This window comes from Enterobacter cloacae complex sp. SHL001 (assembly GCF_049236825.1).
GTDB classification, from domain to species: Bacteria; Pseudomonadota; Gammaproteobacteria; order Enterobacterales; family Enterobacteriaceae; genus Enterobacter; species Enterobacter hormaechei_C.
Window position 1 is genome coordinate 704087 of the sequence record NZ_JBMKIP010000001.1, and the last position, 24331, is coordinate 728417.

General features: G+C 55.9%; 22 protein-coding genes. 18 read left to right on the top strand and 4 right to left on the bottom strand.

Features of this window, described 5'->3' with window-relative positions; genetic code table 11:
• Nucleotides 1–201: 201 nt before the first annotated feature.
• The 6 genes from rhtA to ybiO all read left to right on the top strand — a co-directional run bounded on the left by rhtA (nt 202) and on the right by ybiO (nt 6799).
• Nucleotides 202–1089, top strand: a complete 888-nt coding sequence (gene rhtA / locus ACOTYH_RS03460) for a threonine/homoserine exporter RhtA (RefSeq protein ID WP_017384917.1) — start codon at nt 202–204, stop codon at nt 1087–1089.
• 298 nt (nt 1090–1387) lie between these two features.
• Nucleotides 1388–1891, top strand: coding sequence for a DNA starvation/stationary phase protection protein Dps (dps, locus tag ACOTYH_RS03465; protein WP_000100801.1), 504 nt, complete (start codon nt 1388–1390; stop codon nt 1889–1891).
• A 361-nt stretch (nt 1892–2252) separates the two neighbouring features.
• On the top strand, nt 2253–2996 hold the full coding sequence (gene glnH / locus ACOTYH_RS03470) for a glutamine ABC transporter substrate-binding protein GlnH (RefSeq protein WP_003858455.1): 744 nt from the start codon (nt 2253–2255) through the stop codon (nt 2994–2996).
• Nucleotides 2997–3089: 93 nt separating this feature from the next.
• Entirely contained in the window at nt 3090–3749 is a 660-nt protein-coding gene (glnP, locus tag ACOTYH_RS03475) for a glutamine ABC transporter permease GlnP (RefSeq protein WP_421637559.1), read from the top strand.
• The gene (glnQ, locus tag ACOTYH_RS03480; RefSeq protein ID WP_006809503.1) at nt 3746–4468 is read left to right on the top strand and encodes a glutamine ABC transporter ATP-binding protein GlnQ; all 723 of its coding nucleotides are present in this window, start codon (nt 3746–3748) and stop codon (nt 4466–4468) included. Before glnP ends, glnQ begins: the two co-directional genes overlap by 4 nt.
• 120 nt (nt 4469–4588) lie before the next feature.
• Complete coding sequence (gene ybiO, locus ACOTYH_RS03485) at nt 4589–6799, top strand: mechanosensitive channel protein (protein ID WP_023303335.1); 2211 nt, start codon at nt 4589–4591, stop codon at nt 6797–6799.
• 45 nt (nt 6800–6844) lie between these two features.
• Here ybiO and rlmF read toward each other — a convergent pair whose 3' ends face one another.
• The gene (gene rlmF / locus ACOTYH_RS03490; protein ID WP_017384919.1) at nt 6845–7756 is read right to left on the bottom strand and encodes a 23S rRNA (adenine(1618)-N(6))-methyltransferase RlmF; all 912 of its coding nucleotides are present in this window, start codon (nt 7754–7756) and stop codon (nt 6845–6847) included.
• A 242-nt stretch (nt 7757–7998) separates the two neighbouring features.
• Here rlmF and mcbA point away from each other — a divergent pair, with 242 nt between their 5' ends.
• From mcbA to ybiJ, 3 genes are all read left to right on the top strand, one after another.
• Nucleotides 7999–8262: a DUF1471 family periplasmic protein McbA gene (gene mcbA / locus ACOTYH_RS03495; protein WP_003858470.1), complete on the top strand. Its 264-nt coding sequence runs from the start codon at nt 7999–8001 to the stop codon at nt 8260–8262.
• A gap of 123 nt (nt 8263–8385) precedes the next feature.
• On the top strand, nt 8386–8652 hold the full coding sequence (locus ACOTYH_RS03500; protein ID WP_017693765.1) for a DksA/TraR family C4-type zinc finger protein: 267 nt from the start codon (nt 8386–8388) through the stop codon (nt 8650–8652).
• 285 nt (nt 8653–8937) lie between these two features.
• Nucleotides 8938–9198 carry a DUF1471 family protein YbiJ gene (ybiJ, locus tag ACOTYH_RS03505; protein ID WP_032670284.1) on the top strand — a complete coding sequence of 87 codons (261 nt, stop codon included), beginning with the start codon at nt 8938–8940 and terminating at the stop codon, nt 9196–9198.
• A 116-nt stretch (nt 9199–9314) separates the two neighbouring features.
• Here ybiJ and ybiB read toward each other — a convergent pair whose 3' ends face one another.
• Nucleotides 9315–10277: a DNA-binding protein YbiB gene (gene ybiB / locus ACOTYH_RS03510; RefSeq protein ID WP_017693766.1), complete on the bottom strand. Its 963-nt coding sequence runs from the start codon at nt 10275–10277 to the stop codon at nt 9315–9317.
• A 255-nt stretch (nt 10278–10532) separates the two neighbouring features.
• Between ybiB and ACOTYH_RS03515 the strand changes: the two genes are divergently transcribed.
• The 5 genes from ACOTYH_RS03515 (at nt 10533) to ACOTYH_RS03535 (ending at nt 15902) form a co-directional block, all read left to right on the top strand.
• Nucleotides 10533–11069, top strand: a complete 537-nt coding sequence (locus ACOTYH_RS03515) for a fimbrial protein (protein WP_128771757.1) — start codon at nt 10533–10535, stop codon at nt 11067–11069.
• Nucleotides 11070–11138: 69 nt separating this feature from the next.
• Nucleotides 11139–11813 (top strand): fimbrial biogenesis chaperone, encoded by a 675-nt coding sequence (locus tag ACOTYH_RS03520; protein ID WP_063658891.1) that lies wholly within the window; start codon nt 11139–11141, stop codon nt 11811–11813.
• A 26-nt stretch (nt 11814–11839) separates the two neighbouring features.
• A complete protein-coding gene (locus ACOTYH_RS03525; protein ID WP_192969349.1) occupies nt 11840–14383 on the top strand; it encodes a fimbria/pilus outer membrane usher protein in 2544 nt (847 codons plus the stop codon).
• A gap of 21 nt (nt 14384–14404) precedes the next feature.
• Nucleotides 14405–15391: a fimbrial protein gene (locus ACOTYH_RS03530; protein WP_063658895.1), complete on the top strand. Its 987-nt coding sequence runs from the start codon at nt 14405–14407 to the stop codon at nt 15389–15391.
• Nucleotides 15392–15398: 7 nt separating this feature from the next.
• Nucleotides 15399–15902: a fimbrial protein gene (locus tag ACOTYH_RS03535; RefSeq protein ID WP_033486369.1), complete on the top strand. Its 504-nt coding sequence runs from the start codon at nt 15399–15401 to the stop codon at nt 15900–15902.
• On the opposite strand, the gene dinG is transcribed toward ACOTYH_RS03535, so the two are convergent.
• Nucleotides 15889–18066, bottom strand: a complete 2178-nt coding sequence (dinG, locus tag ACOTYH_RS03540) for an ATP-dependent DNA helicase DinG (RefSeq protein ID WP_040117404.1) — start codon at nt 18064–18066, stop codon at nt 15889–15891. The two genes, ACOTYH_RS03535 and dinG, sit on opposite strands and share 14 nt — an antisense overlap.
• Before the next feature lie 97 nt (nt 18067–18163).
• Complete coding sequence (gene rhlE / locus ACOTYH_RS03545) at nt 18164–19546, bottom strand: ATP-dependent RNA helicase RhlE (RefSeq protein ID WP_017693771.1); 1383 nt, start codon at nt 19544–19546, stop codon at nt 18164–18166.
• A gap of 204 nt (nt 19547–19750) precedes the next feature.
• Here rhlE and cecR point away from each other — a divergent pair, with 204 nt between their 5' ends.
• Genes cecR through ACOTYH_RS03565 form a run of 4 tightly spaced genes read left to right on the top strand, consistent with a single transcriptional unit; the run spans nt 19751 to nt 24275 of the window.
• Nucleotides 19751–20428: a transcriptional regulator CecR gene (gene cecR, locus ACOTYH_RS03550; protein WP_003858489.1), complete on the top strand. Its 678-nt coding sequence runs from the start codon at nt 19751–19753 to the stop codon at nt 20426–20428.
• Nucleotides 20425–21420: a secretion protein HlyD gene (gene hlyD, locus ACOTYH_RS03555; protein WP_023296152.1), complete on the top strand. Its 996-nt coding sequence runs from the start codon at nt 20425–20427 to the stop codon at nt 21418–21420. Before cecR ends, hlyD begins: the two co-directional genes overlap by 4 nt.
• Complete coding sequence (locus ACOTYH_RS03560) at nt 21413–23152, top strand: ATP-binding cassette domain-containing protein (RefSeq protein ID WP_047057791.1); 1740 nt, start codon at nt 21413–21415, stop codon at nt 23150–23152. The genes hlyD and ACOTYH_RS03560 overlap by 8 nt, the downstream gene beginning before the upstream one ends.
• Complete coding sequence (locus tag ACOTYH_RS03565; protein WP_045906632.1) at nt 23142–24275, top strand: ABC transporter permease; 1134 nt, start codon at nt 23142–23144, stop codon at nt 24273–24275. Before ACOTYH_RS03560 ends, ACOTYH_RS03565 begins: the two co-directional genes overlap by 11 nt.
• Nucleotides 24276–24331 lie beyond the last annotated feature (56 nt).

The window sequence follows — 24331 nt, forward strand, 5'->3', positions numbered from 1 at the left end:
CACCTGTAAATGCTAATAGTGCGCGTCATCGCCATTTAGTTCATCCAGATTATTCCTAATCTTTCAGGCGATAAAATCATCAACGTTTTCTCATTTTACGGATTTTCCCTGGATTTTTTTCAACAGTAGCTCAACCGTTGCAGCTTATTTCCATTACACTGCGACTTTTACCTCATTTGACATAAATTGACAGGAGAAAGGATGCCAGGTTTACCTCGTAAATCGTCGGTCTGGATGCCGGTGGCAGTCATACTTATCGCGATGATGTCCATACAAAGCGGCGCGTCGCTGGCAAAATCGCTGTTTCCGCTGGTTGGTGCGCCCGGCGTCACGGCGCTGCGTATCGCATTAGGCACCCTGATCCTCGTGGTTGTTTTTAAACCCTGGCGGCTACGGTTTAAAAAGGAGCAGCGACTGCCACTGCTTTTTTATGGGCTGGCGCTGGGAGGGATGAACTACATGTTCTATCTCTCTATTCAGACGATCCCGCTGGGGATCGCGGTCGCGCTTGAATTTACCGGCCCGCTGGCGGTTGCCCTCTTCTCTTCTCGTCGTCCGGTAGACTTTATCTGGGTCGTACTGGCCGTGCTGGGGCTATGGTTCCTGCTGCCGCTCGGGCAAAGCGTTTCACAAATCGATCTGACAGGGGCAGCTCTGGCGCTGGGCGCGGGGGCATGCTGGGCGGTGTATATTCTCACTGGCCAGCGTGCGGGGGAAGAGCACGGCCCCGCGACGGTCGCCTTAGGCTCGCTGATTGCCGCCGTTATCTTTGTCCCGATTGGAATGGCACAAGCGACAGACTCAATATGGCAATGGTCAATCCTGCCGGTTGGGCTGGCGGTTGCCATTCTCTCCACGGCGCTGCCCTACTCTCTGGAGATGATCGCCCTGACGCGCCTGCCCACACGCATTTTTGGTACGCTCATGAGCATGGAGCCCGCGCTGGCCGCCATCTCAGGAATGATTTTCCTCGGTGAAACCCTGACCCTGGTACAAACGCTGGCGCTCTGTTCCATTATCGCGGCGTCAATGGGCTCCACCCTGACCATGCGTCCGGAACCTAAAGTGGAAAAAATAGACCTCAACTAAGCCTTAAATTCTGCATGGCTAACCCGCCATGCAGAATATACGCCACGTCAGTAGCTCAAATAATTTCTTACAAACTCTCTCATATTGCCAAAATATTTCACCTGCTCGCCTTCCTGGAAAGTGAATTAAGATTGATCTGCATCAATTTAAATAAAACACTTATTTTTCAAAGTATTGAGAATACAACCATCCTTTCACTATTAAACCAATAGGCAGAGCCAAATCGCAGAGAAAAAATCCGGTGCTATACTTAGTCCCGTAATTACCTGGGACACAAACATCAAGAGGATATGAGATTATGAGTACCGCTAAACTGGTGAAAACGAAAGCGTCTAATCTGCTTTATACCCGTAACGATGTATCGGATAGCGATAAAAAAGCGACCATCGAGTTGCTGAATCGCCAGGTGGTCCAGTTCATCGATCTTTCGCTGATCACCAAACAGGCCCACTGGAATATGCGCGGTGCAAACTTTATTGCCGTTCATGAAATGCTGGATGGCTTCCGCACAGCACTGGTGACTCACCTGGATACCATGGCCGAACGTGCCGTACAGCTGGGTGGCGTGGCACTGGGTACCACACAGGTGATCAACAGCAAAACGCCACTGAAAAGCTATCCGCTGGATATCCATACCGTTCAGGATCACCTGAAAGAGCTGGCGGATCGTTATGCGATTGTGGCGAATGATGTTCGTAAAGCGATTGGCGAAGCCAAAGATGAAGATACCGCTGATATCTTCACTGCCGCATCACGCGACCTGGATCAGTTCCTGTGGTTCATTGAGTCCAACATCGAATAATCCCTGCGGATTGTCCGAATAACCCTCGCCCCTGGCGGGGGTTTTGCACATTTATGGTGCGCACTTTTGCCCGCAACGGCCGCAAAAGTGAATAAATTGTAATAATCACCTCACACAACCGTTAACGGAAGATTGTTTTTTCGTCAGATTCTGCGCTAAATATCCCCCTGTCAGAAGACCTTAACGAAGCGCACCAAAACGGTGCTCCATTCTGGTGCAACCTGGCAGAATTGCCACGCTTTTTGTGCAATGCGTGACATCATCCCCTTTGCAAAACAACAGCTTGTAAAATTGGCACGATTTTTTCATTGTGCCTGAGGTTCTCGCAGGGGATCGCCCCGTGGATATAAAAGGAAATGCTATGAAGTCTGTATTAAAAGTTTCACTGGCTGCACTTACCCTGGCGTTTGCGGTGTCCTCGCAGGCTGCCGACAAACTGGTTGTGGCGACTGACACGGCGTTCGTACCGTTTGAATTCAAACAGGGTGATAAATACGTTGGTTTTGACGTGGATCTGTGGGCCGCGGTCGCAAAAGAACTCAAACTGGATTACACCCTGAAGCCAATGGATTTCAGCGGCATTATCCCGGCACTGCAAACCAAAAACGTTGACCTGGCGCTGGCAGGCATCACCATTACCGAAGAGCGTAAAAAAGCCATCGACTTCTCTGACGGCTACTACAAAAGCGGCCTGCTGGTGATGGTGAAAGCGGATAACAACGACGTGAAAAGCGTGAAAGATCTCGACGGTAAAGTGGTCGCCGTGAAGAGCGGCACCGGCTCCGTTGATTACGCGAAAGCCAACATCAAAACCAAAGACCTGCGTCAGTTCCCGAACATCGACAACGCTTACATGGAACTAGGCACCAACCGCGCTGACGCGGTGCTGCACGACACGCCTAACATCCTTTACTTCATCAAAACCGCCGGTAATGGCAAGTTCAAAGCGGTAGGTGATTCCCTGGAAGCTCAGCAGTACGGTATTGCGTTCCCGAAAGGCAGCGACGACCTGCGTAACAAAGTTAACGGCGCGCTGAAAACCCTGAAAGAGAACGGCACCTATAACGAAATCTACAAAAAATGGTTCGGTACCGAGCCTAAATAATTTCACCTGACTTCAGGTTTGTAACGCCCGGTGGCGCTTCCGCTTACCGGGCCTACGTTTTTTGTTTTTCACCACGGTATACAGGAATACATCATGCAGTTTGACTGGAGCGCCATCTGGCCTGCCATTCCTCTCTTGCTTGAAGGCGCTAAAATGACCCTGTGGATTTCGGTCCTCGGTCTGGTTGGCGGGTTGATTATCGGTCTGGTGGCCGGTTTCGCCCGCACCTACGGCGGCTGTATTGCAAACCACATCGCACTGGTTTTCATCGAAGTGATCCGCGGCACCCCCATTGTGGTGCAGGTCATGTTCATCTACTTCGCCCTGCCGATGGCCTTCACCGACCTGCGCATCGACCCGTTCAGCGCCGCCGTTGTCACCATCATGATCAACTCCGGCGCCTACATTGCGGAAATTACCCGCGGTGCGGTGCTGTCGATTCATAAAGGCTTCAGCGAAGCTGGCCTGGCGTTAGGTCTTTCCCGTCGCGAAACCATTCGTCACGTGATCCTGCCGCTGGCGCTGCGCCGCATGCTGCCGCCGCTGGGTAACCAGTGGATCATCAGCATTAAAGACACCTCGCTGTTTATTGTTATCGGCGTGGCCGAACTGACCCGTCAGGGCCAGGAGATCATCGCGGGTAACTTCCGCGCTCTGGAAATCTGGAGTGCGGTCGCCGTTGTCTATCTGATTATCACGCTTGTCCTGAGCTTTGTTCTGCGTCGTCTTGAAAGAAGGATGAAAATCCTGTGATTGAATTTAAAAACGTTTCCAAGCACTTTGGCCCAACCCAGGTGCTGCACAATATCGATTTGAACATCAGGCAGGGCGAAGTGGTGGTGATCATCGGGCCGTCTGGTTCCGGTAAATCCACCCTGCTGCGCTGCATTAACAAGCTTGAGGAGATCACCAGCGGCGATTTGATCGTCGATGGTCTGAAGGTTAACGATCCGAAAGTGGACGAGCGCCTGATTCGTCAGGAAGCGGGCATGGTGTTCCAGCAGTTCTACCTGTTCCCGCACCTCACGGCGCTGGAAAACGTAATGTTTGGTCCTCTGCGCGTGCGCGGGGCCAGCAAAGCGGCAGCGGAAGCGCTGGCAAAAGATCTGCTGGCGAAGGTTGGTCTGGCGGAGCGTGCCCACCACTATCCTTCCGAGCTGTCCGGCGGCCAGCAGCAGCGCGTGGCCATTGCCCGTGCGCTGGCGGTGAAGCCAAAGATGATGCTGTTCGATGAGCCAACGTCGGCACTCGACCCGGAGCTGCGTCACGAAGTGCTGAAAGTTATGCAGGATCTGGCGGAAGAAGGCATGACGATGGTGATCGTTACCCACGAAATCGGCTTTGCCGAAAAGGTGGCGTCCCGTCTGATCTTCATTGATAAGGGCCGTATCGCGGAGGACGGGAATCCGCAGGCGCTGATTGCGAACCCACCAAGCCAGCGCCTCCAGGAGTTCCTGCAACACGTCTCCTGATAGCCACACCCAGAGCCGGGCATGCCCGGCTTTTTTACGCCGGATTGTTCCCAAAAACTCCCCTCCGCTCCCCGCGCTCTATACTTATCATTTTGCACGATATTTTTGTCGGAGGACGCCGTGCCGTGGATCCTGTTGCTACTGTTTAGCCTGTTTAGCGCGCCATCACTTGCTGTAACCCTTCCCGGCGTTACCACCGGAGCCACCGCCACCCAGCAAAATGCGCCGCCAGAGCCAGACGCTGAAAAGAAAAAAGCCGCCTACGGCGCGCTGGCCGACGTGCTTGAGAACGACACGTCCCGACAGGAGCTGATCGATCAGCTGAGGAAGGTGGCCGCCACGCCGCCTCAGGATCCGGTTCCTGCTATTGCGCCGCCGGAAGCCGAAGAAGAAAAAACGGTGCTGGAAAACGTCACCGACATCAGTCGCCGCTACGGGGAAGCCCTGTCGTCGCGTTTTGCCCAGCTCTATCGCAACCTGGTTGGCACCTCACATAAGCCTTTTAATCCTCACACCTTTTCCGCAGCCGCCACCCAGTTTGCCATTCTGGCCGGCGCCGTCTTCATTTTTTACTGGCTGTTGCGCCTGTCTGTCTGGCCGCTTTACCGGAAAATGGGCCAGTGGGGGCGCAAAAAGAACCAGCATAAAAGCAGCTGGCTGCATCTTCCGGCAATGATTACCGGGGCGTTTGTCATCGATTTACTGCTGCTGGCCCTGACGCTGTTTGTCGGCCAGATGCTGGCCGACCGCCTTAATACCGGAAACAAAACCATCGCGTTTCAGCAGGGACTGTTCCTCAATGCATTTGCCCTGATTGAGTTCTTTAAAGCCCTCCTGCGGTTGATCTTCTGCCCACGCGTGCCGGACCTTCGCCCCTTCGCCATTTCGGATCAGAGCGCCAAATACTGGGCGGTGCGGCTCAGCGTGCTGAGCGGGTTGATCGGTTATGGCCTGCTGGTTGCCGTGCCGATTATTTCCAACCAGGTTAACGTGCAGTTCGGGGCGCTGGCGAACGTGCTGATCATGCTGTGCATTACCGTCTGGGCGCTGTACCTCATCTTCCACAATAAAAAAGCGATCACCGACAGCCTGCTGCACCTGGCCGATCGCTCCCTCTCCTTTTTCAGCCTCTTTATTCGCGCCTTTGCGCTGGTGTGGCACTGGCTGGCCAGCGCCTATTTTATTGTGCTCTGTTTCTTCTCCCTGTTCGATCCGGGCAATAGCCTGAAATTTATGATGGGGGCGACGTTCAAAAGCCTGGCGATTATCGGCATTGCGGCCTTTGTCTCTGGCCTGCTCTCCCGCTGGCTGTCGAAAACGATCACCCTGTCGCCGCAGGTTCAGCGTAACTACCCGGAACTGCAAAAGCGGGTAAATGGCTGGATGACGGTATCCCTGAAGGTGGCGCGTATTCTGACGGTCTGCGTGGCAATTATGCTGCTGCTGAACGCGTGGGGGCTGTTTGATTTCTGGAACTGGCTGCATAACGGCGCGGGGGAAAAGACCGTTGATATTCTTATTCGTATCGCGCTGATCCTGTTCTTCTCCGCCGTCGGCTGGACGCTGCTGGCAAGCCTTATCGAAAACCGTCTGGTGTCGGATGTCCACGGCAGGCCGCTGCCGAGCGCCCGCGCCCGCACGCTGCTGACCCTGTGCCGCAACGCGCTGGCGGTGATCATCAGCACCATCACCATCATGATTGTACTGTCGGAAATCGGCGTGAATATCGCCCCGCTGCTGGCGGGTGCCGGTGCGCTTGGGCTGGCGATCTCCTTTGGTTCGCAGACGCTGGTGAAGGATATTATCACCGGCGTTTTTATCCAGTTCGAGAACGGGATGAACACCGGGGATCTGGTGACCATCGGACCGCTCACCGGCACGGTGGAGAGGATGTCCATTCGCTCCGTCGGCGTACGTCAGGATACCGGCGCGTACCACATTATTCCGTGGTCATCGATTACCACCTTTGCCAACTTTGTGCGCGGCATTGGTTCGGTGGTGGCGAATTATGATGTCGATCGTCATGAGGATGCAGATAAGGCGAAGCAGGCGCTGCGGGATGCGGTGAGCGAACTGATGGAGATGGAGGACATTCGCGGGCTGGTGATTGGTGAACCGTCCTTCGCGGGTATCGTCGGGCTGACGAACACTGCCTTTACCCTGCGCGTGTCGTTCACCACCCAGCCCCTTAAGCAGTGGACGGTGCGCTTCGCCCTCGACAGCATGGTGAAAAAACACTTCGATCTGGCGAACGTGAGAGCGCCGGTGCAGACGTATCAGGTATTGTCGCCGCCCGCTTCGCCGCTGCCTCCGCAGGAGCCGACGCTGTAACCGAGCCGGGTGGCGGCTTCGCCTTACCCGGCCTGCGATGGGGGGCTATTTGCGGCGTTTGTTATCGTCCATAAAGGTCCAGGCGATAAAGCGGCTCTGCTTCTGGCCCTGCGCCATCTCTTTTTTGACTACCTTCACCGCGCCGACGTCAGTTAGCGCGCGGTAAAGCGGCGGCAGGTTATCGCCGCGGGAGACCAGCGTGGTAAACCATTTCACCTGACGACCGAAGCCCTTACTCTCGGCAATCATGCGCAGAATAAATGCCACTTCCCCGCCCTCGCACCATAGCTCCTGCTGCTGGCCGCCAAAGTTCAGCGCGCCGTCTTCAGCCTGGCCCAGGTTACGCCGCTTGCGTTCACTTCCCGCACGTGCGGAGGCGGCGGAGTCGTGGAAGGGCGGGTTGCACAGGGTGGCATCATATTGTTCGTTCTTGTGAATAATGCCGTTGAAAATAGCAGCGGGATCCTTTTGACGACGCAAACGAACGGCCCGGCTTAACCCTGGGTTAGCGTTGATAATGGCCTGTGCGCTGGCAAAGGCCTCGGCGCCGATCTCGCTGCCGGTAAACCGCCACTGGTACTCATGTGCGCCTATCAGGGGGTAGATCAGGTTCGCGCCCGTACCGATATCAAGCACGGTGGCCTGTTTCGGCACCACGCCGCCATTATCATCCGCCAGCAGATCGGCAAGATGATGGACATAATCCGCACGTCCTGGCACCGGTGGGCAGAGAAAGCCATCCGGGATGTCCCAGTGCGTAACGCCATAAAAATGGGCCAGCAGCGCTTTGTTCAGCGTCTTAACCGCCAGCGGATCGGCAAAGTTTACCGACGGTTCACCGGCTGGTGTCTGAACAATAAAATCCTGCAATTCCGGGCAGCTCAGGCACAGGGCTTTCATGTCGTAGCGGCTACGGTGGCGGTTACGCGGGTGCAATCCCGGCTTTTGGGAAGTCATGGCATTCTCCTTTAGACAGCCGCGTAAGATACCCTGTGACGGCGCGGGGGTAAATATCTGTCTGCGCTGCACAAAAAACCGACGAAAATCAGCAACCTGTATGTCTATGATCTGTCAGCAAATTGTCAGAATTTATCGTTCAAAAAATAAGCAGATCATCATCAAATTTTTGCGCTAAATCACGCGCGTCAGGCTTCTAAACTTAAGAGGAATCACCTGTTGTTTCCCCTGAGGATGTGATTATGAAAAAGTATCTGACCTTTATTATTGCGGGTGCGCTGGCAGGCGCATCGTTCTCAGCCTGGTCCGTTCAACCTCTGACCGACAGCAACGACACCAGCCAGCTACGTGCGGCCGGTACGGTCTCTGTCAGCCGGGCAAGCAACCTTGATGACCTTCAGGACAAGCTGGCCGAAAAAGCGCGTCAGGAAGGGGCTAAAGGCTTCGTGGTGAACGCCGCCGGTGGTGATAACCATATGTACGGCACCGCGACTATCTATAAATAACGCCCTCTTTTCCCACACTGCATCTGCAAGGCAGATGCAGTTCTCATTTCCTTCCTTCGCCTTGACTGTGCGTTTTTTAACCCCATATTAAGATGAATGGCTTAAACAGATCAGGAGAACATGATGGCTTCCGGCTGGGCGAATGACGACGCCGTTAACGAACAGATCAACAGTACCATTGAAGATGCGGTCGCGCGTGCTCGCGGTGAAATTCCGCGCGGCGAAAGTTTGACGGAATGCGAAGAGTGCGGGGATCCGATTCCTGAAGCACGGCGTAAAGCCATTCCTGGCGTACGGCTATGCATTGCCTGTCAGCAGGAGAAAGATTCAAAAAATGCGGCACATTCAGGATATAATCGTAGAGGATCGAAAGACAGCCAGTTACGTTGACTTTCCTTTACCGAAGTTAACCGCGCCAGCCGTTTACTTTACGTTCACGACTTTTAGCGAAACGCGTAGCAAAACGTGCCCTTCCGATGGCTTCTGTAAAGCGCATCCCCAAGAAATGTCAATTGCGCTTCTGAATTTATTAATAATCAATAAGTTATTTGTCATTCAATTTTTTTGAGTAACCACGTCAATTCTCTTCGATTTTATCTTCCACTAAAAACCGTGATACTTATCACATCGACGGAACATCGTCCCCTTAACAGAATAACCTGCGAGAATTGACCTATGAAAACCATCAAATATGCTGTTGCCGCTGTTGCCCTGTCCGCTCTGTCTTTCGGCGCTTTCGCCGTAGAGCCAGTCTCCTCTACTCAGTCACAGGATCTGAACAAAATCGGGGTGGTGAGTGCTGAAGGCGCGACCACGCTGGACGGTCTGGAAGCCAAACTGGCGGAAAAAGCTGCCGCTGCCGGCGCAAGTGGATACACCATCACCTCCACTAACGGTAATAACAAACTGAGCGGTACCGCGGTTATCTACAAGTAATCGAACGAATTATGCTCCACCCTCACCATACCCTCTGGTGAGATGCTCCAACCCTCATTGACCCTGTTGTTGTTACCCTTGTTTGCCCGTCCGCCACTGGACGGGTTTTTTTTTGCTTAAAACGACTGCGCCACGCGCTGCAACCCGGCGTCCACGGACGCCACTTCCCCTGCCGCCAGCAGACAGCAGGCCATTTGCAGCTTGATAGACTGCGGAACCGGCACCTTTCCGGCCAGACACTGTACGATCCAGTGCGCGGTGACTTGCGGATCTTTCGACTCAGGCAGGATCACATCGCTGTTCTCTTCCCCACGTTCCAGCACGACCCGCGTCCCGGCAGGCTCAATCAGCATCAGCTGTGGACAACGCTGCGGGTTGGCGTAAACCTCCCCTTCAGTCCCGTGCATCAGCAGCGCTCGCCCGCCGATTTTGGCAAAGAATTGACCGACCCGCGTCACGTACTCCGGATGGGAGACGCTGGAAAGACGCAGCGCGGCGTCTTCGGCAAACGGCGTCGCCAGCTTCGCCAGGGTGTGGGCGCTGTTACGTACCCCCATGCGCCAGCGCATGTCCAGCTGCTTTTCCAGCGGCGGGCAGAGCGCGCGCACGGGAATATAGACCGGCTGGTTCCCCTCCAGCTTTGCCTGCGCCTGGCCAGCATGGAGAGTGGGTTCGATGCCTAATAATTCCAGAATGGTTTCTGTCAGCACGCGCGTCGGATCTTCGCTCACGCCATGCACCACCACCGGGAAACCGAGTTTCTGCAACAGAATAGCCAGCAGCGGCGTGAGGTTTGCCTGCTTACGCGCGCCATTGTAGGTCGGGATCACAATCGGCATCGGCTTCGTGACGGGCGGGGTTAAACGCATCGTCTGCGACTGCATGGCCTCATAAAAACCGCGCATCTCCGCCTCACCTTCCCCTTTGATGCGCAGCGCAATCAGAATGCCGCCCATTTCCAGATCCGGCACGTCGCCATTCAGCATATGCGTGTACAACGCACGGGCCGTTTCCTGATCCAGATCGCGAGCATGGTTTTTCCCACGCCCTACCTCTTTGATAATTTTGCGGTAATCCACGACATTTCTCCTGACAGCATCATCTTGTTAACAATATAGCCCGATGAACACGCACCCGATAGTGTTTTGTGATCATTATCAACCTGCTGTTTTCAGGTAAAAAAATAAACTCAAGCACTATTTGCATTATTTGTGATTGGAACTAAAGATTCGTACCTGCCCTTTTTTTGATTAAATAAACATCTGAAAGTTATTAAGGGTCAACGGTAAAAACGTCCAGGCAACGTTTTTGCCAGAAACACATCGGGATTTACTATGAACAAGGTTGCATTAGGGTTGTTTATCGCCGCAGCGGTGGGATGTTCTGCATCCGCATTTGCGGCAATCAACGGTGAAGGGCAGATTAATTTCACCGGAGAAATTATCGATTCTGCTTGCCAGGTCGTGAATGGATTAAGTAATCCATTAGATGTTCAGTTAGGAAAAGTATCTAAAACGGTATTTACCGGCGCAGGCTCTACCAGCACACTCACGAAGTTTGATATTAAGTTAACCAATTGTCCGGAAACCGTAACCTCGGCTGCGATTAACTTCGGTGGTACCCCGGATGCGAATAATAATGCCACGCTGGCATTAACGCCCGATACCGGTGCAGCTACTGGTGTGGCGATTCAGCTACTGGATGCTTCCGGGCAGCCTGTCACCCTGTATACCCCTTCGATGCAATATCCTTTAGTCTCCGGTACGGAGGTTAACGACCTGGAGTTTGGTGCGCGTTATATTCAAACTCAGGCGGCAGTCACTGCGGGCCCTGCTAACTCTGTATCGACCTTCACCGTTATTTATAACTGATCTTATCAATCCTGAGATATTAATGCTCTTGCGGGCATTAATATCTCATCTTTTTAATGAGAAATCTTTATGCGCCACGGTTATTTACTGAGCACTCTTTTACTGGTAGCAGCCTCGGCACAGGCGGGTGTCGTGATCAATGGCACCCGTCTGGTCTATCAGGGAGATAAAAAGGAATCATCTCTTGGTCTTTCAAATCCAGATACCACGGATTATCTGGTGCAATCCTGGGTCGATTCCGGCGGTAAAAACCCGGCCAAAGCCCCGTTCCTGATCACCCCGCCGCTTTTCCGACTAGATGCGAAAGAGGATAACGTCCTGCGCGTGGTGCGTACGGGAGGAAATTTACCGGAAGACAGGGAATCTCTGTACTGGCTGAATATTAAAGCGATCCCTTCCTCAAAGCATGTTGAGGGTGTAAATACGCTGCAAATTGCCATTAACACCCGAATTAAATTGCTCTATCGCCCGTCAGCGGTAAAAGGCAAACCAGAAGATATGGCCGATAAACTTGAATGGCATCGCGAAGGGAATGATTTAGTGGTGAACAATCCCACGCCTTTCTATATGAATTTTCAGGCCGTCACCCTGAATGGTCAGAAAATCACGAAAGCCACCTGGGCTGTGCCAAAAACTGAAACGCATTTTGCTTTACCTGGCAATGTCGGAGGCTCGACCGTCGCGTATTCCATTATTACTGATTACGGCAGCATCAGCCAGACATGGTCTAAACACGTTCATTAATAATATTGCCCGGTAATAAAATCATCATGTACCGCCATAAAAAGCCGTTCACCTGCCGATTTTCGTCATTACTGATGACTTTTTGTTGCCTGGCAATGGCGATCTTTGCGCAGCAGGTTTTGGCTGATGATTATTTTAACCCTGCCCTGCTGGACATTGATAATCCACAGCAGGAAAAGACCGATCTGTCTGTCTATGAAAAAGGTCCCGGTCAGGCGCCAGGTAAATATCAGGTCGCGGTATTTATCAATAACAATAAAATTGATACCCGTGACGTGACCTTTAACATAGTTAAAGATCCGCAGGGCACCAGCACGCTTCAGCCCTGTTTTACACTGGACGAATTAAAGAGCCTCGGGATCAAAACGCAAAAATATCCGCAGCTGAGGGCAGAAGGTCAGTGCGCCGATCTACACGCCATCCCTTCGGCATCCGCGACCTTTCGCGTGCGCAATCAGCAGCTGCTGCTGAGCATTCCGCAAAAGGCGCTCGGACAGGTGCCACGCGGTTACATCGACCCGAAAGAGTTTGACGAAGGGATCAACGCGGGCCTGCTTAATTACAGCGTCAACGCCAGCCAGAGCCATGCGCGCCAGCAGGGTGAAGAGGATAGCAGCAGCCAGTACGTTAACCTGCGTCCCGGCTTCAACCTCGGGGCATGGCGCGTTCGTAACTACTCCACCTGGAATCGCAGCACCACGGGCCACGAGGAGGAACAGAAATTCACCTCCGTTTATACCTATGCGCAACGCGACATTGTGGCAATGAAAAGTGACGTGACGGTGGGGCAAAGCACCTCACCTTCCGACGTTTTTGACAGCGTCCCCTACACCGGCGTGGAGCTGAAATCCGACAGCGACATGCTGCCGGACAGTGAAAAAGGCTATGCCCCTATTATTCGCGGCACCGCCCACAGCAACGCGCTGGTGATGGTCCGCCAGAACGGGTACGTGATTTATCAGAACACGGTCGCGCCGGGCGCATTCGAAATTAACGACCTCTACCCCACCGGCAGCAGCGGTGACCTCCAGGTTACGGTGAAAGAAACAGACGGCAGCGAGAGCCATTTCGTGGTGCCGTTTGCCTCCGTGCCGGTATTGCAGCGTGAAAAAAACCTGCGCTACAGCGTAACCGCCGGGCGTTATCGCTCTTATGACAAAGACGTTGAAAAGACGCCGTTTGCCCAGGGAAGCGCCATCTACGGTTTACCTCACGGCTTCACGGCCTATGGCGGCGTGCAGCAGAGCAGCCACTATCAGTCCCAGGCGCTCGGCGCCGGGAAAAACATGGGCGATCTCGGGGCGTTCTCCATTGACGTGACCCGCGCCAGAGCCCTGCTGAAAAAACAGCAGTCCAGCAAGGGCCAGTCGTGGCGCGTACGCTACAGCAAAGATTTCGCCGGTTCAGGCACCAACTTTTCGCTTGCGGGCTATCGCTATAACAGCAAGGGGTTTTACACCCTGGACGACACTATGGAGTCGTATACCCGCGCCGACGACTGGTCTGCTCCCCAGCAGCGCCGCGCCCGTACAGAAGCCACCATTGACCAGACGCTGCCAGAAGGTTGGGGGTCGGTGACGCTGAGCATGGTGAAGGAAACTTACTGGAGCCAGAGTCAGAACATGACCTCCCTGAGCGTCAGCTACAACAACAGCTGGCACGGCGTGAGCTACAGCCTCAGCTACAGCTTGAACAAAAACACCCACGACAGCGATGAAGACGGTAATGAGGTAACAAACGACAACCAGTTCTCGCTGAGCGTTTCGGTTCCGCTGGATCGCTGGATGCATAATACCTGGGCCACGTACAACCTGAACAACACCAAAGACGGCACCACGCAGAACATCGGTCTTAACGGTACGGCGCTGAAAGAAGACAACCTGAACTGGAATATCCAGGAAGGGCTGAGCAGCACCGGCAGCGGTAACTCCACCAGCATCAACGCCGATTACAAAGCGACCTACGGCGAAGTGAGCGCAGGCGTCAGTCAGGATAAGTATCAGCAGACCCTGAACGTCGGTTTGCAGGGCGGCGTGGTGGCCCACGCTAACGGGATAACCCTGAGCCAACCGCTCGGTGAAACCATCGCGCTGGTGAAAGCGCCAGGTACGCACGGCACCCATATCACCAACCAGACAGGCGTGGAGACTGACTTCCGCGGCTATACCGTCGTGCCGTTCGTGACCGCTTATCGCCATAACACCATCGCACTGGATACCGAAACGCTGCCGGAGGATGCCGACGTCACCCACGCGGCGCAAATTGTGACGCCAACCCGCGGGGCCGTGGTGCGCGCCAGCTTTACTACCCGCGTGGGTAACCGCGTCCTGATAACGCTTACACAAAATGGTAAACCGCTGCCCTTCGGCGCAACGGTGACCACCGGGGATAAGGACAGCGAATTTATTGTCGGAAATGACGGCCAGACTTACCTCTCGGGTCTGCCGCAGCAAGGGCATCTCAACGTTTCCTGGGGACAGGAGGCGAGCGAGCACTGCGTTGCTGACTATGCGCTAACGGATGAGAAAGAAAAAACAAGCATCATAAACGCTGCCGCGCAGTGCCATTGATTACCATTCAGGCTAACGATTATGCAAATGATTAAACAGTGCTTTTTATTACTGGTTCTGGGAACCGCCGCGTTATTTATGCCGCATGCGAAGGCGACCTGCACCACGCCAGATCTGCCCAAAATGATTAACGTGGCCTCCATCTCAGTCCCCACGACGCTGACCGTTGGCGAGACCATCCCGGGTACTGAACAAGTCACCCATGTCGCCGGGAGTTGCGACCAGTCGATAGACAGCGGGCTGGAAATTGTCTCTTGCTATTACGGCACGGGCGCTGAAATTTCAGGCCTGAAAGGCGTCTACGCTTCTGGCGTACCCGGTATTGGTGTGGCATTGATGAACGATCGGGGCCAACGCATCAGCGGAGGCGGAGGGGTTAACTGTATCTCTACGGGAACGCCGGTCGGTTACGTCTCAAGTGACGGTAAACGCACTTTTGATTTCGACGTTACGCTGGAGCTGGTCAAAACCAGCACTGCGGTGGCATCGGGCACACTGGATCAAAATCAGACCCGTTTTGGTATTGGTCTTTATCACCACGAGGGCATCGGTGATCCCAACTCAATCTCCTATGCAGGGAATATCATTCTCCAGGAAGTAACCTGTTCCGTCTCGCCAAAAAGCCTGACCGTTGTGTTGGGCGATTTTCCCGTGAGCCAGTTTTTCACAACTGGCCTGCTTACCGATGAAAAAGACTTCAACGTCAGCATCACCTGCAATACAACCGTTCAGCCGGAACTGAAGATCAGCAGTACGAACGGCTACGTACCGGGCTTCGGCGGGGTTATTAAGCTCACACCCGAGAGCGGTGTGGCAACAGGGGTAGGTGTATTTATGGTCACCGATGGCAAGGTTCCCGCCTTCGATGAGTACTTCACCACCTCAAGCCCCGCGAACGCAAATGAAACCTTAAACATCCCCTTCAAGGTACGCTACGAGCAGATAAACGACATCGTCACGCCCGGGCCGGCCAACACCGTCGCGACCATTACCGTTGCGTATAAGTAGGTTCACAATGAAAAGTTATTTGATTTTCCTGACCCTCGGCCTGTTGGCTAACGCTTATGCGGAGGATATTCAGATAGAAATGACCGGCAACATTTACGCCAATACCTGCACGGTGGATAGCGCCAGCCAGAACCTGACGGTTAATCTGGGTCAGGCCGTCGCGGGTAATTTTAAGGATGTAGGGGATACCGGCAAGTGGATAGCGTTTGATTTAACGCTCTCAAAATGTCCCTCAACGACGACCCTGGCGACGGCGACATTTCTCGGCCAGGCCGACGGCGCGCACCCGAGCAAATTCGCTAATATCGGTACGGCCGGTGGGCTGGCGCTGGAGCTGGCCGATCGTCCGGATAAGATGCTCATCGCCCCGCAGGCAAGCTTCAGCGTTCTGGTGAATCAGGACGATCATACCGCCGATTTCCCGCTTTCTGCCCGCTATTACGCCACCGCCCTGCCCGTTACCGCCGGCACGTTCAGCAGCGTTGTTCAGGTCACGTTTATTTACCAGTAGGACCGCGCCTCTTTGCACGGATGCTTTTTGTACGCCCGGCAGAGGATTTCGCCGGGCGTTTTTTTACCTCCGGCACCTCTGGCTGCTCAATCGGGAAGATCGGCAGCGCATTCAGCAGCCGCTGGCCATAGTTTTTGGTGAGCAGACGTTTGTCATAAATCACCACCTCGCCCCAGCAGCCGTGGCTACGGATCAGGCGCCCGACCTGCTGGATCAGGTTAAACGACGCCGCAGGCAGGCTTTGCACTTCAAACGGATAACGGTTAAGGCTTTTCAGCCATTCGCCTTCGGTGATCACCACCGGGCTGTCGATGGGCGGGAAGGCAATTTTATGGATATGCACCTGCGTCAGGTAGTCGCCTTTTAAATCCAGCCCTTCCGCAAAGGACTGTAGCCCCACCAGCACGCTACGCTCGCCGTTATCAATGCGTTTACGGTGGGTTTCCACCAGCCGATAGCGCGGCTGATCGCCCTGCACCAGCAGGAGTAAGCGCAGATCGGTGACGTGCTCCAGAAAGCGTTGCATCGCGCGGCCGCTGGCAAACAGCACCAGCATACCGGGGTATTTTTTACTCTCAACCTGCTCGCGGAAGTAGGCCGCCATTTCCGCAATATGCTGCTCTTCGTTATCGATAAGCGGCTCATAGTTCATGCGCGGGATCACCAGCTTGCCCTGCTCACAGTGGTTGAACGGCGAGTCCAGGGCCACAAAACGGTCCCCCGCTTTCTCTTTCAGGCCGCTCATTTCCTGCAACCTTGAGAAGCTGTTCAGTGAACGCAGGGTCGCCGACGTCACTACCACGTGCGGCACGCTGCGCCAGATCAGCTTTTCCAGCTGATCGGCCACGCGGATGCCCACGCAGTGGAAGAACAGATGTACCTGCCCGTCTCGCACTTCGCGGGTGGCCCACTTTGTCACTGGCGCCCCGGACGCCTGCGCCATCGAGGCCAGCCGCCAGAGTTTGCTCTGCGCCTCAAACATGCCCAGCGCGCGGTTCATTTGCAGCAGAATGCGGTGCAAGCGCACCACGTCATGGGTACCGGTTTTCTCGCTGAGATCGTTGAGGAACATCTCCGCCAGCCCGCGCAGCTTTTCAAGGTGCTTCGCCAGCTGCTGGCAAATCTCCATCACTTCCTGTGGCAACTCCCCCATCGCAAAGCGGTGTTCCGCTTCCTGGGTGGCGGGGAGATACAGGTTGAGAATGTTATTCAGCGAGGCGATGAGGCCGTACACCTCTTCACAGTGCTCGCTCAACCGCTCCGGGACCGCCAGCGGCGGCGTGGTTTTCGGGCGGAACTGCTCCATGCAGGTTGCCACCAGCTTGCAGAACAGATCCAGTTGCAGGCGAAACCACGGGGCGGTAATTTCTGCACTCATCTCCAGCGCATCCCGCGCCACGTCGGGCAGATGATGACCTTCATCCAGCACCAGCAGCAGGTTTTTGGGCTCCGGCAGGACCGCTTCACTCTCCAGGGCAGCCATCACCAGCGCATGGTTGGCGACAACCACCTCCGCTTCCTGAATCTCACGCCGGGCGACAAAGAACGGGCACTCGCGATAGTAGTGACAGTTGCGGTTCAGGCAGCTCGCTTTATCGGTGCTGAGCCTGCGCCACAGGTCGTCGCCGATCGCCTGGCTGGTGTGATCCCGCAGGCCGTCCCACCTGTAGCCGTCGAGATCGGCCTTTAGCTTTGCACACTGCTCCTGCTCCGCCTTGTTGTTTGGCGTCAGCTCGTCATCAAGAAACGCGAGCAGATCCTGCTGGGAGGGTTCACTGCTGGCCAGCGCCGCCAGATTGCGCGGGCAGACGTAGCGCCCGCGACCAAAGGCGGCGGTGAACCGTAAATCGGGGATAATTTTGCGCAGCAGCGGCAAATCTTTGCTGAAGATCTGATCCTGCAAGGCCACGTTAGCGGTACTGACCACCAGCGTTTTGTCTTCTTCCCGCGCGATGGCAATGCCGGGAATGAGATACGACAGGGTTTTCCCGACGCCGGTCGGGGCTTCAATCGCCAGATGTCGTCCGTCGTCCCCGGCGAGCGTTTTTGCCACGTCGGCAATCATCTGCCGCTGCGGGGCTCGGGGGATAAAGTCGGGGATCTGCTGTTGTAGCGCCTTATACCATGCGCCAATTTGCGCCTTGAGCGCAGCGGTTAAAGCCATCGGAAAACCTGAAATACTGTATAAACAGCCACTATTGTGGCACTTTCTCTCCGCTGCCGCAAAAAGAAAAGCCCGGCTTTACGACCGGGCTTCCAGATTACTGCGGGTTAGCAGGTTTACGCGGGCGGCGTCGGCGCTGCCCCTCGCCTGCCGGTTTCCCTTCGCCGCTACGCCACGGGTTTTCACCGGCTGGTTTGCTGTCGTTATTACGACGCGGCGGTTTGCCCGAAGATTTCGGCGCGCCACCTTCGGCACGACGCGGCTGCTGACCGCGACCGCCGCCGCCCTGACCGCGACCGCCGCCCTGACGACCGTTCTGAATTGGCTCAGCTTTGATCGACGGGTCCACTTCATATCCCGGGGTTTCAATGCGTGGGATCTCTTTCTTCAGCAGGCGTTCGATGTCGCGCAGCAGCTTGTGTTCATCCACGCAGACCAGAGAGAGCGCTTCCCCGGTTGCCGCCGCACGGCCGGTACGGCCGATACGGTGCACGTAGTCTTCCGGCACGTTTGGCAGCTCGTAGTTCACCACGTGCGGCAGCTCTTCAATGTCCAGGCCACGGGCGGCGATGTCGGTTGCCACCAGCACACGTATGTCGCCGGATTTAAAATCAGCCAGCGCGCGGGTACGCGCACCTTGACTCTTGTTGCCGTGGATCGCCGCGCTGCGAATACCGTCTTTATTGAGCTGTTCCGCCAGGTGGTTAGCGCCGTGCTTGGTGCGGGTAAAGACCAGTACCTGCTGCCAGTTGCCCTGGCCGATCATCTGGGAGAGCAGTTCCCGCTTGCGCTTCTTATCCACAAAGTGCACGTGCTGCGTCACCTGCTCGGAGGCGGTATTGCGGCGCGCGACTTCCACTTCCAGCGGGTTATGCAGCAGCTTTTCCGCCAGTGCCTTGATCTCGTCGGAGAAGGTTGCCGAGAAGAGCAGGTTCTGACGACGCGTCGGCAGCTTCGCCAGCACGCGGCGAATATCGTGGATGAAGCCCATATCCAGCATACGGTCGGCTTCGTCCAGCACCAGAATTTCGATGTTATCGAGCTTCACCGCGTTCTGGTGTTCCAGATCCAGCAGACGCCCCGGCGTTGCCACCAGCACGTCCACGCCGCCGCGCAGCTTCATCATCTGCGGGTTAATGCTTACCCCGCCGAAAACCACCAGCGAACGAATGTTGAGGTAGCGGCTGTATTCACGCACGTTCTCGCCAATCTGGGCCGCCAGTTCGCGGGTTGGGGTGAGGATCAGCGCACGCACCGGACGACGGCCTTTGGCGTGCGGCTGGTTTTTTACCAACAGCTCCAGCAGCGGCAGGGTAAAGCCCGCGGTCTTACCGGTACCGGTCTGCGCGCTTGCCATCAGGTCACGGCCCTGCAAAACGGCCGGAATGGCCTGCTGCTGGATAGGGGTTGGCTCAACGTAGCCCTGCTCTGCGATGGCGCGCAGAATTTCCGGGTTCAGACCAAGGGAATCAAAAGACATAAAAACTCCGAACCGCCCCGACCATCACAGGTGTAGTTTTCAGGGAGATATAACGAATAGAAGGACAAAAACCACAATGTCGCGAAGGAGCGGAGTGTAGCAGCTTTTGTGACGTGGCGCATAAAATATCCTCGGCCATGACTCGACGTTTGCGCAAATCAGGCATAATCTTAATCAATCGATTGATTAATTTTTAATGCTGCTATGAATACAACCCCAACGACAACCAAAGGCGAACAGGCGAAAAGTCAGCTTATCGCCGCCGCGCTGGCGCAGTTTGGCGAGTATGGTCTGCATGCCACCACGCGGGATATCGCCGCTCAGGCCGGGCAGAATATTGCGGCCATCACCTACTATTTTGGCTCAAAAGAGGATTTATACCTCGCCTGCGCCCAGTGGATCGCGGATTTTATCGGCACCAGCTTTCGCCCGCACGTGGAAGAAGCCACCGCGCTGTTCAGCCAGCCAGAGCCTGACCGGGCTGCCATCCGCCAGCTGATCCTTAACGCCTGTCACAACATGATCCGCTTGCTGACGCACGACGATACGCTGAACCTGAGCAAATTTATCTCCCGCGAGCAGCTCTCCCCCACTGCCGCGTACCAGCTGGTGCACGATCAGGTGATCGCCCCGATGCACAGCCATCTGACCCGGCTGATCGCCGCCTATACCGGACGGGACGCCAGCGATACCGACACCATTTTGCATACCCACGCCCTGCTGGGCGAAGTGCTCGCCTTCCGTCTGGGGCGTGAGACCATCCTGTTACGTACGGGCTGGACACAATTCGATGAGGATAAAGCCGCGCAAATTAGCCAGGTCATTACCTGTCACGTTGATCTGATCCTGCAAGGCTTAACGCAAAGGAGCCAGAAGTCATGAAAAAACCTGTCGCCATCATTCTGGTGGTTGTTGTGTTACTTGCTGCGGGAATCGGTGGCTGGCTGTGGTATCAGAGCCAGCAGGATCGTGGCCTGACGCTGTACGGCAACGTGGATATCCGCACCGTGAACATGAGCTTCCGCGTCGGCGGACGGCTGGCCTCGCTGAACGTTGACGAAGGCGATGCCATCAAAGCCGGGCAGACGCTGGGAATGCTGGACAAAGCCCCGTTTGAGAACGCGCTGATGCAGGCAAAAGCAGGCGTCTCCGTCGCACAGGCGCAATACGACCTGATGCTGGCGGGCTACCGTGACGAAGAGATCTCCCAGGCGGCCGCTGCCGTTAAGCAGGCAAAAGCCGCCTATGACTATGCGCAGAATTTCTATAACCGTCAGCAAGGCTTATGGAAAAGCCGTACTATTTCCGCCAACGACCTGGAAAACGCGCGCTCATCCCGCGACCAGGCACAGGCGACGCTGAAATCTGCCCAGGATAAGCTAAGCCAGTACCGCACCGGTAACCGTGCGCAGGACATTGCCCAGGCGAAGGCCAGCCTTGAGCAGGCGCAGGCGCAGTTAGCCCAGGCGGAGCTGGATCTGCACGACACCACGTTAGTCGCCCCGTCTGACGGCACGCTGATGACCCGCGCCGTGGAGCCGGGCAGCATGCTCAGCGCGGGCAGCACCGTGTTAACGCTCTCCTTAACCCGTCCGGTGTGGGTGCGCGCTTACATTGATGAGCCAAATCTTGGCCAGATGCAGCCGGGCCGCGAACTGCTGCTCTATACCGACGGTCGCCCGGACAAGCCGTATCACGGCAAAGTGGGCTTCGTCTCCCCTACCGCCGAGTTCACGCCAAAAACCGTTGAAACCCCGGACCTGCGTACCGACCTGGTGTATCGCCTGCGCATCATCGTCACCGATGCGGACGACGCGCTGCGTCAGGGCATGCCTGTTACCGTGACCTTAAACGACGGGGAACGACATGAATGATGCGGTTATCCAGCTCAACAATCTGGTCAAACGCTTCCCGGGAATGGCCAAACCGGCGGTCGCGCCGCTGAATTGTACGATTCAGAAAGGCTATGTGACCGGGCTGGTGGGGCCGGACGGCGCGGGTAAAACCACGCTGATGCGGATGCTGGCGGGATTGCTGAAGCCGGATGAAGGCAGTGCCAGCGTGCTTGGCCTCGATCCGATCAAAGACGACGCGGCGCTCCACGGCATGCTCGGCTATATGCCGCAGAAGTTTGGTCTGTACGAAGATCTGACGGTAATGGAAAACCTCAACCTGTATGCCGATCTGCGCAGCGTTACCGGCGAAACCCGGCAGAAAACCTTCCAGCGTCTGCTGGCGTTTACCTCCCTCGGCCCGTTCACCGACCGGCTGGCGGGCAAACTTTCCGGCGGGATGAAGCAGAAGCTGGGGCTGGCCTGCACGCTGGTGGGCGAACCGAAGGTGCTATTGCTGGATGAACCCGGCGTGGGCGTGGACCCGATTTCCCGCCGCGAGCTGTGGCAGATGGTGCACGAGCTGGCGGGTGACGGCATGCTGATCCTCTGGAGTACCTCTTACCTTGATGAAGCAGAGCAGTGCCGCGACGTGCTGCTGATGAATGAAGGCGAACTGCTCTATCAGGGCGAACCCACCGAGCTGACGCAAACCATGGCCGGGCGCAGTTTTCTGCTGCACAGCGCGCAGGAGTCCAACCGCAAGCTGCTGCAACGGGTACTGAAGCTGCCGCAGGTGAGCGACGGGATGATTCAGGGCCGTTCGGTGCGCGTGATCCTCAAAAAAGAGACTACCGCCGACGATATCCGCCGTGCGCAGGGTATGCCTGAGATCGACATGACAGAGACCGCGCCGCGCTTTGAAGATGCGTTTATCGATCTGCTGGGCGGGGCGGGAACCTCAGAATCACCGCTTGGCGCCATCCTGCACACGGTGGAAGGCACGCCGGGCGAAACGGTCATTGAAGCGAAATCGCTCACCAAAAAATTCGGCGATTTCGCCGCCACCGATAACGTCAATTTTGCCGTGAAGCGCGGCGAGATATTTGGCCTGCTCGGGCCGAACGGCGCGGGGAAATCCACCACCTTTAAAATGATGTGCGGCCTGCTGGTACCGACCTCCGGCAAAGCGCTGGTGCTGAACATGGATCTCAAAGTCAGCTCCGGCAAGGCGCGCCAGCACCTGGGCTATATGGCGCAGAAGTTTTCGCTCTACGGCAACCTGACGGTGGAGCAAAATCTGCGATTTTTCTCCGGCGTCTATGGCCTGCGGGGACGGGCACAGAATGAGAAGATCGGTCGCATGTGCGACGCCTTCGGCCTGACCGATATCGCCTCACACGCTACCGAAGCGCTGCCGCTTGGCTTCAAACAGCGGCTGGCGCTGGCCTGCTCACTGATGCACGAGCCGGATATCCTGTTTCTTGATGAACCAACTTCAGGCGTGGACCCCCTCACCCGCCGAGAATTCTGGTTGCATATCAATAGCATGGTGGAAAAAGGCGTGACCGTGATGGTCACCACCCACTTTATGGACGAGGCAGAGTATTGCGACCGCATCGGGCTGGTCTATCGCGGCAAGCTGATTGCCCACGGCACCCCGGATGACCTGAAAGCGCAGGCCGCCGACGACGCGCAGCCAGACCCAACCATGGAGCAGGCGTTTATCACCCTCATCCACGACTGGGATAAGGAGAATACTCATGCGCAGTAACGCCCTTTCCTGGCGCCGGGTGCGCGCCCTGTGCGTCAAAGAGACGCGGCAGATTGTGCGTGACCCCAGCAGCTGGCTGATTGCGGTGGTGATCCCCCTGCTGCTGCTGTTTATTTTCGGCTACGGGATTAACCTCGACTCCAGCAAGCTGCGGGTCGGGATTTTGCTGGAGCAGCAGAGCGAAGAGGCGCTGGACTTCACTCACGCCATGACCGGTTCGCCCTACATTGACGCCACCATCAGCGACAACCGGCAGGAATTGATCCAGAAAATGCAGGCCGGGAAAATTCGCGGTCTGATCGTCATTCCGGTCGATTTCGCCGCCAATATGGCGCGCGCTGAAACCGATGCGCCGATTCAGGTGATCACCGACGGCAGCGAGCCGAACACCGCCAACTTCGTGCAGGGCTACGCGGAGGGGATCTGGCAGCTCTGGCAGATGCAGCGCGCCGAAGACCGGGGTGAGGAGTTTGAGCCACTGATCGATGTGCAGACGCGCTACTGGTTTAACCCCGCCGCCATCAGCCAGCACTTTATTATTCCGGGCGCGGTGACCATCATCATGACGGTAATCGGCGCGATTTTGACCTCGCTGGTGATCGCCCGCGAGTGGGAGCGCGGCACCATGGAGGCGCTGCTCTCGACCGAAGTGACGCGCGTCGAGCTGCTGCTCTGCAAGCTGATCCCCTACTACTTCCTCGGCATGCTGGCGATGCTGCTGTGTATGCTGGTCTCGGTATTTATTCTTGGCGTGCCGTACCGCGGCTCGCTGGTGCTGCTGTTCTTTATTACCAGCCTGTTTTTGCTCAGCACGCTGGGGATGGGACTGTTAATTTCCACCATCACCCGCAACCAGTTTAACGCCGCGCAGGTGGCGCTTAATGCCGCCTTCCTGCCGTCGATTATGCTCTCCGGCTTTATCTTCCAGATAGACAGTATGCCGGCGGTGATCCGCGCCGTGACGTACATCATTCCGGCGCGCTACTTTGTGAGCACCCTGCAAAGCCTGTTCCTGGCGGGAAATATTCCGGTGGTGCTGATTATCAACACCCTGTTTTTGCTGGCGTCGGCGGTGATGTTTATCGGGCTGACGTGGATGAAAACGAAAAGAAGATTAGATTAGCCATCGGATTTTGTAGGTCGGGTAAGCGCAAGCGCCCCCCGACAGGAGGACGACGC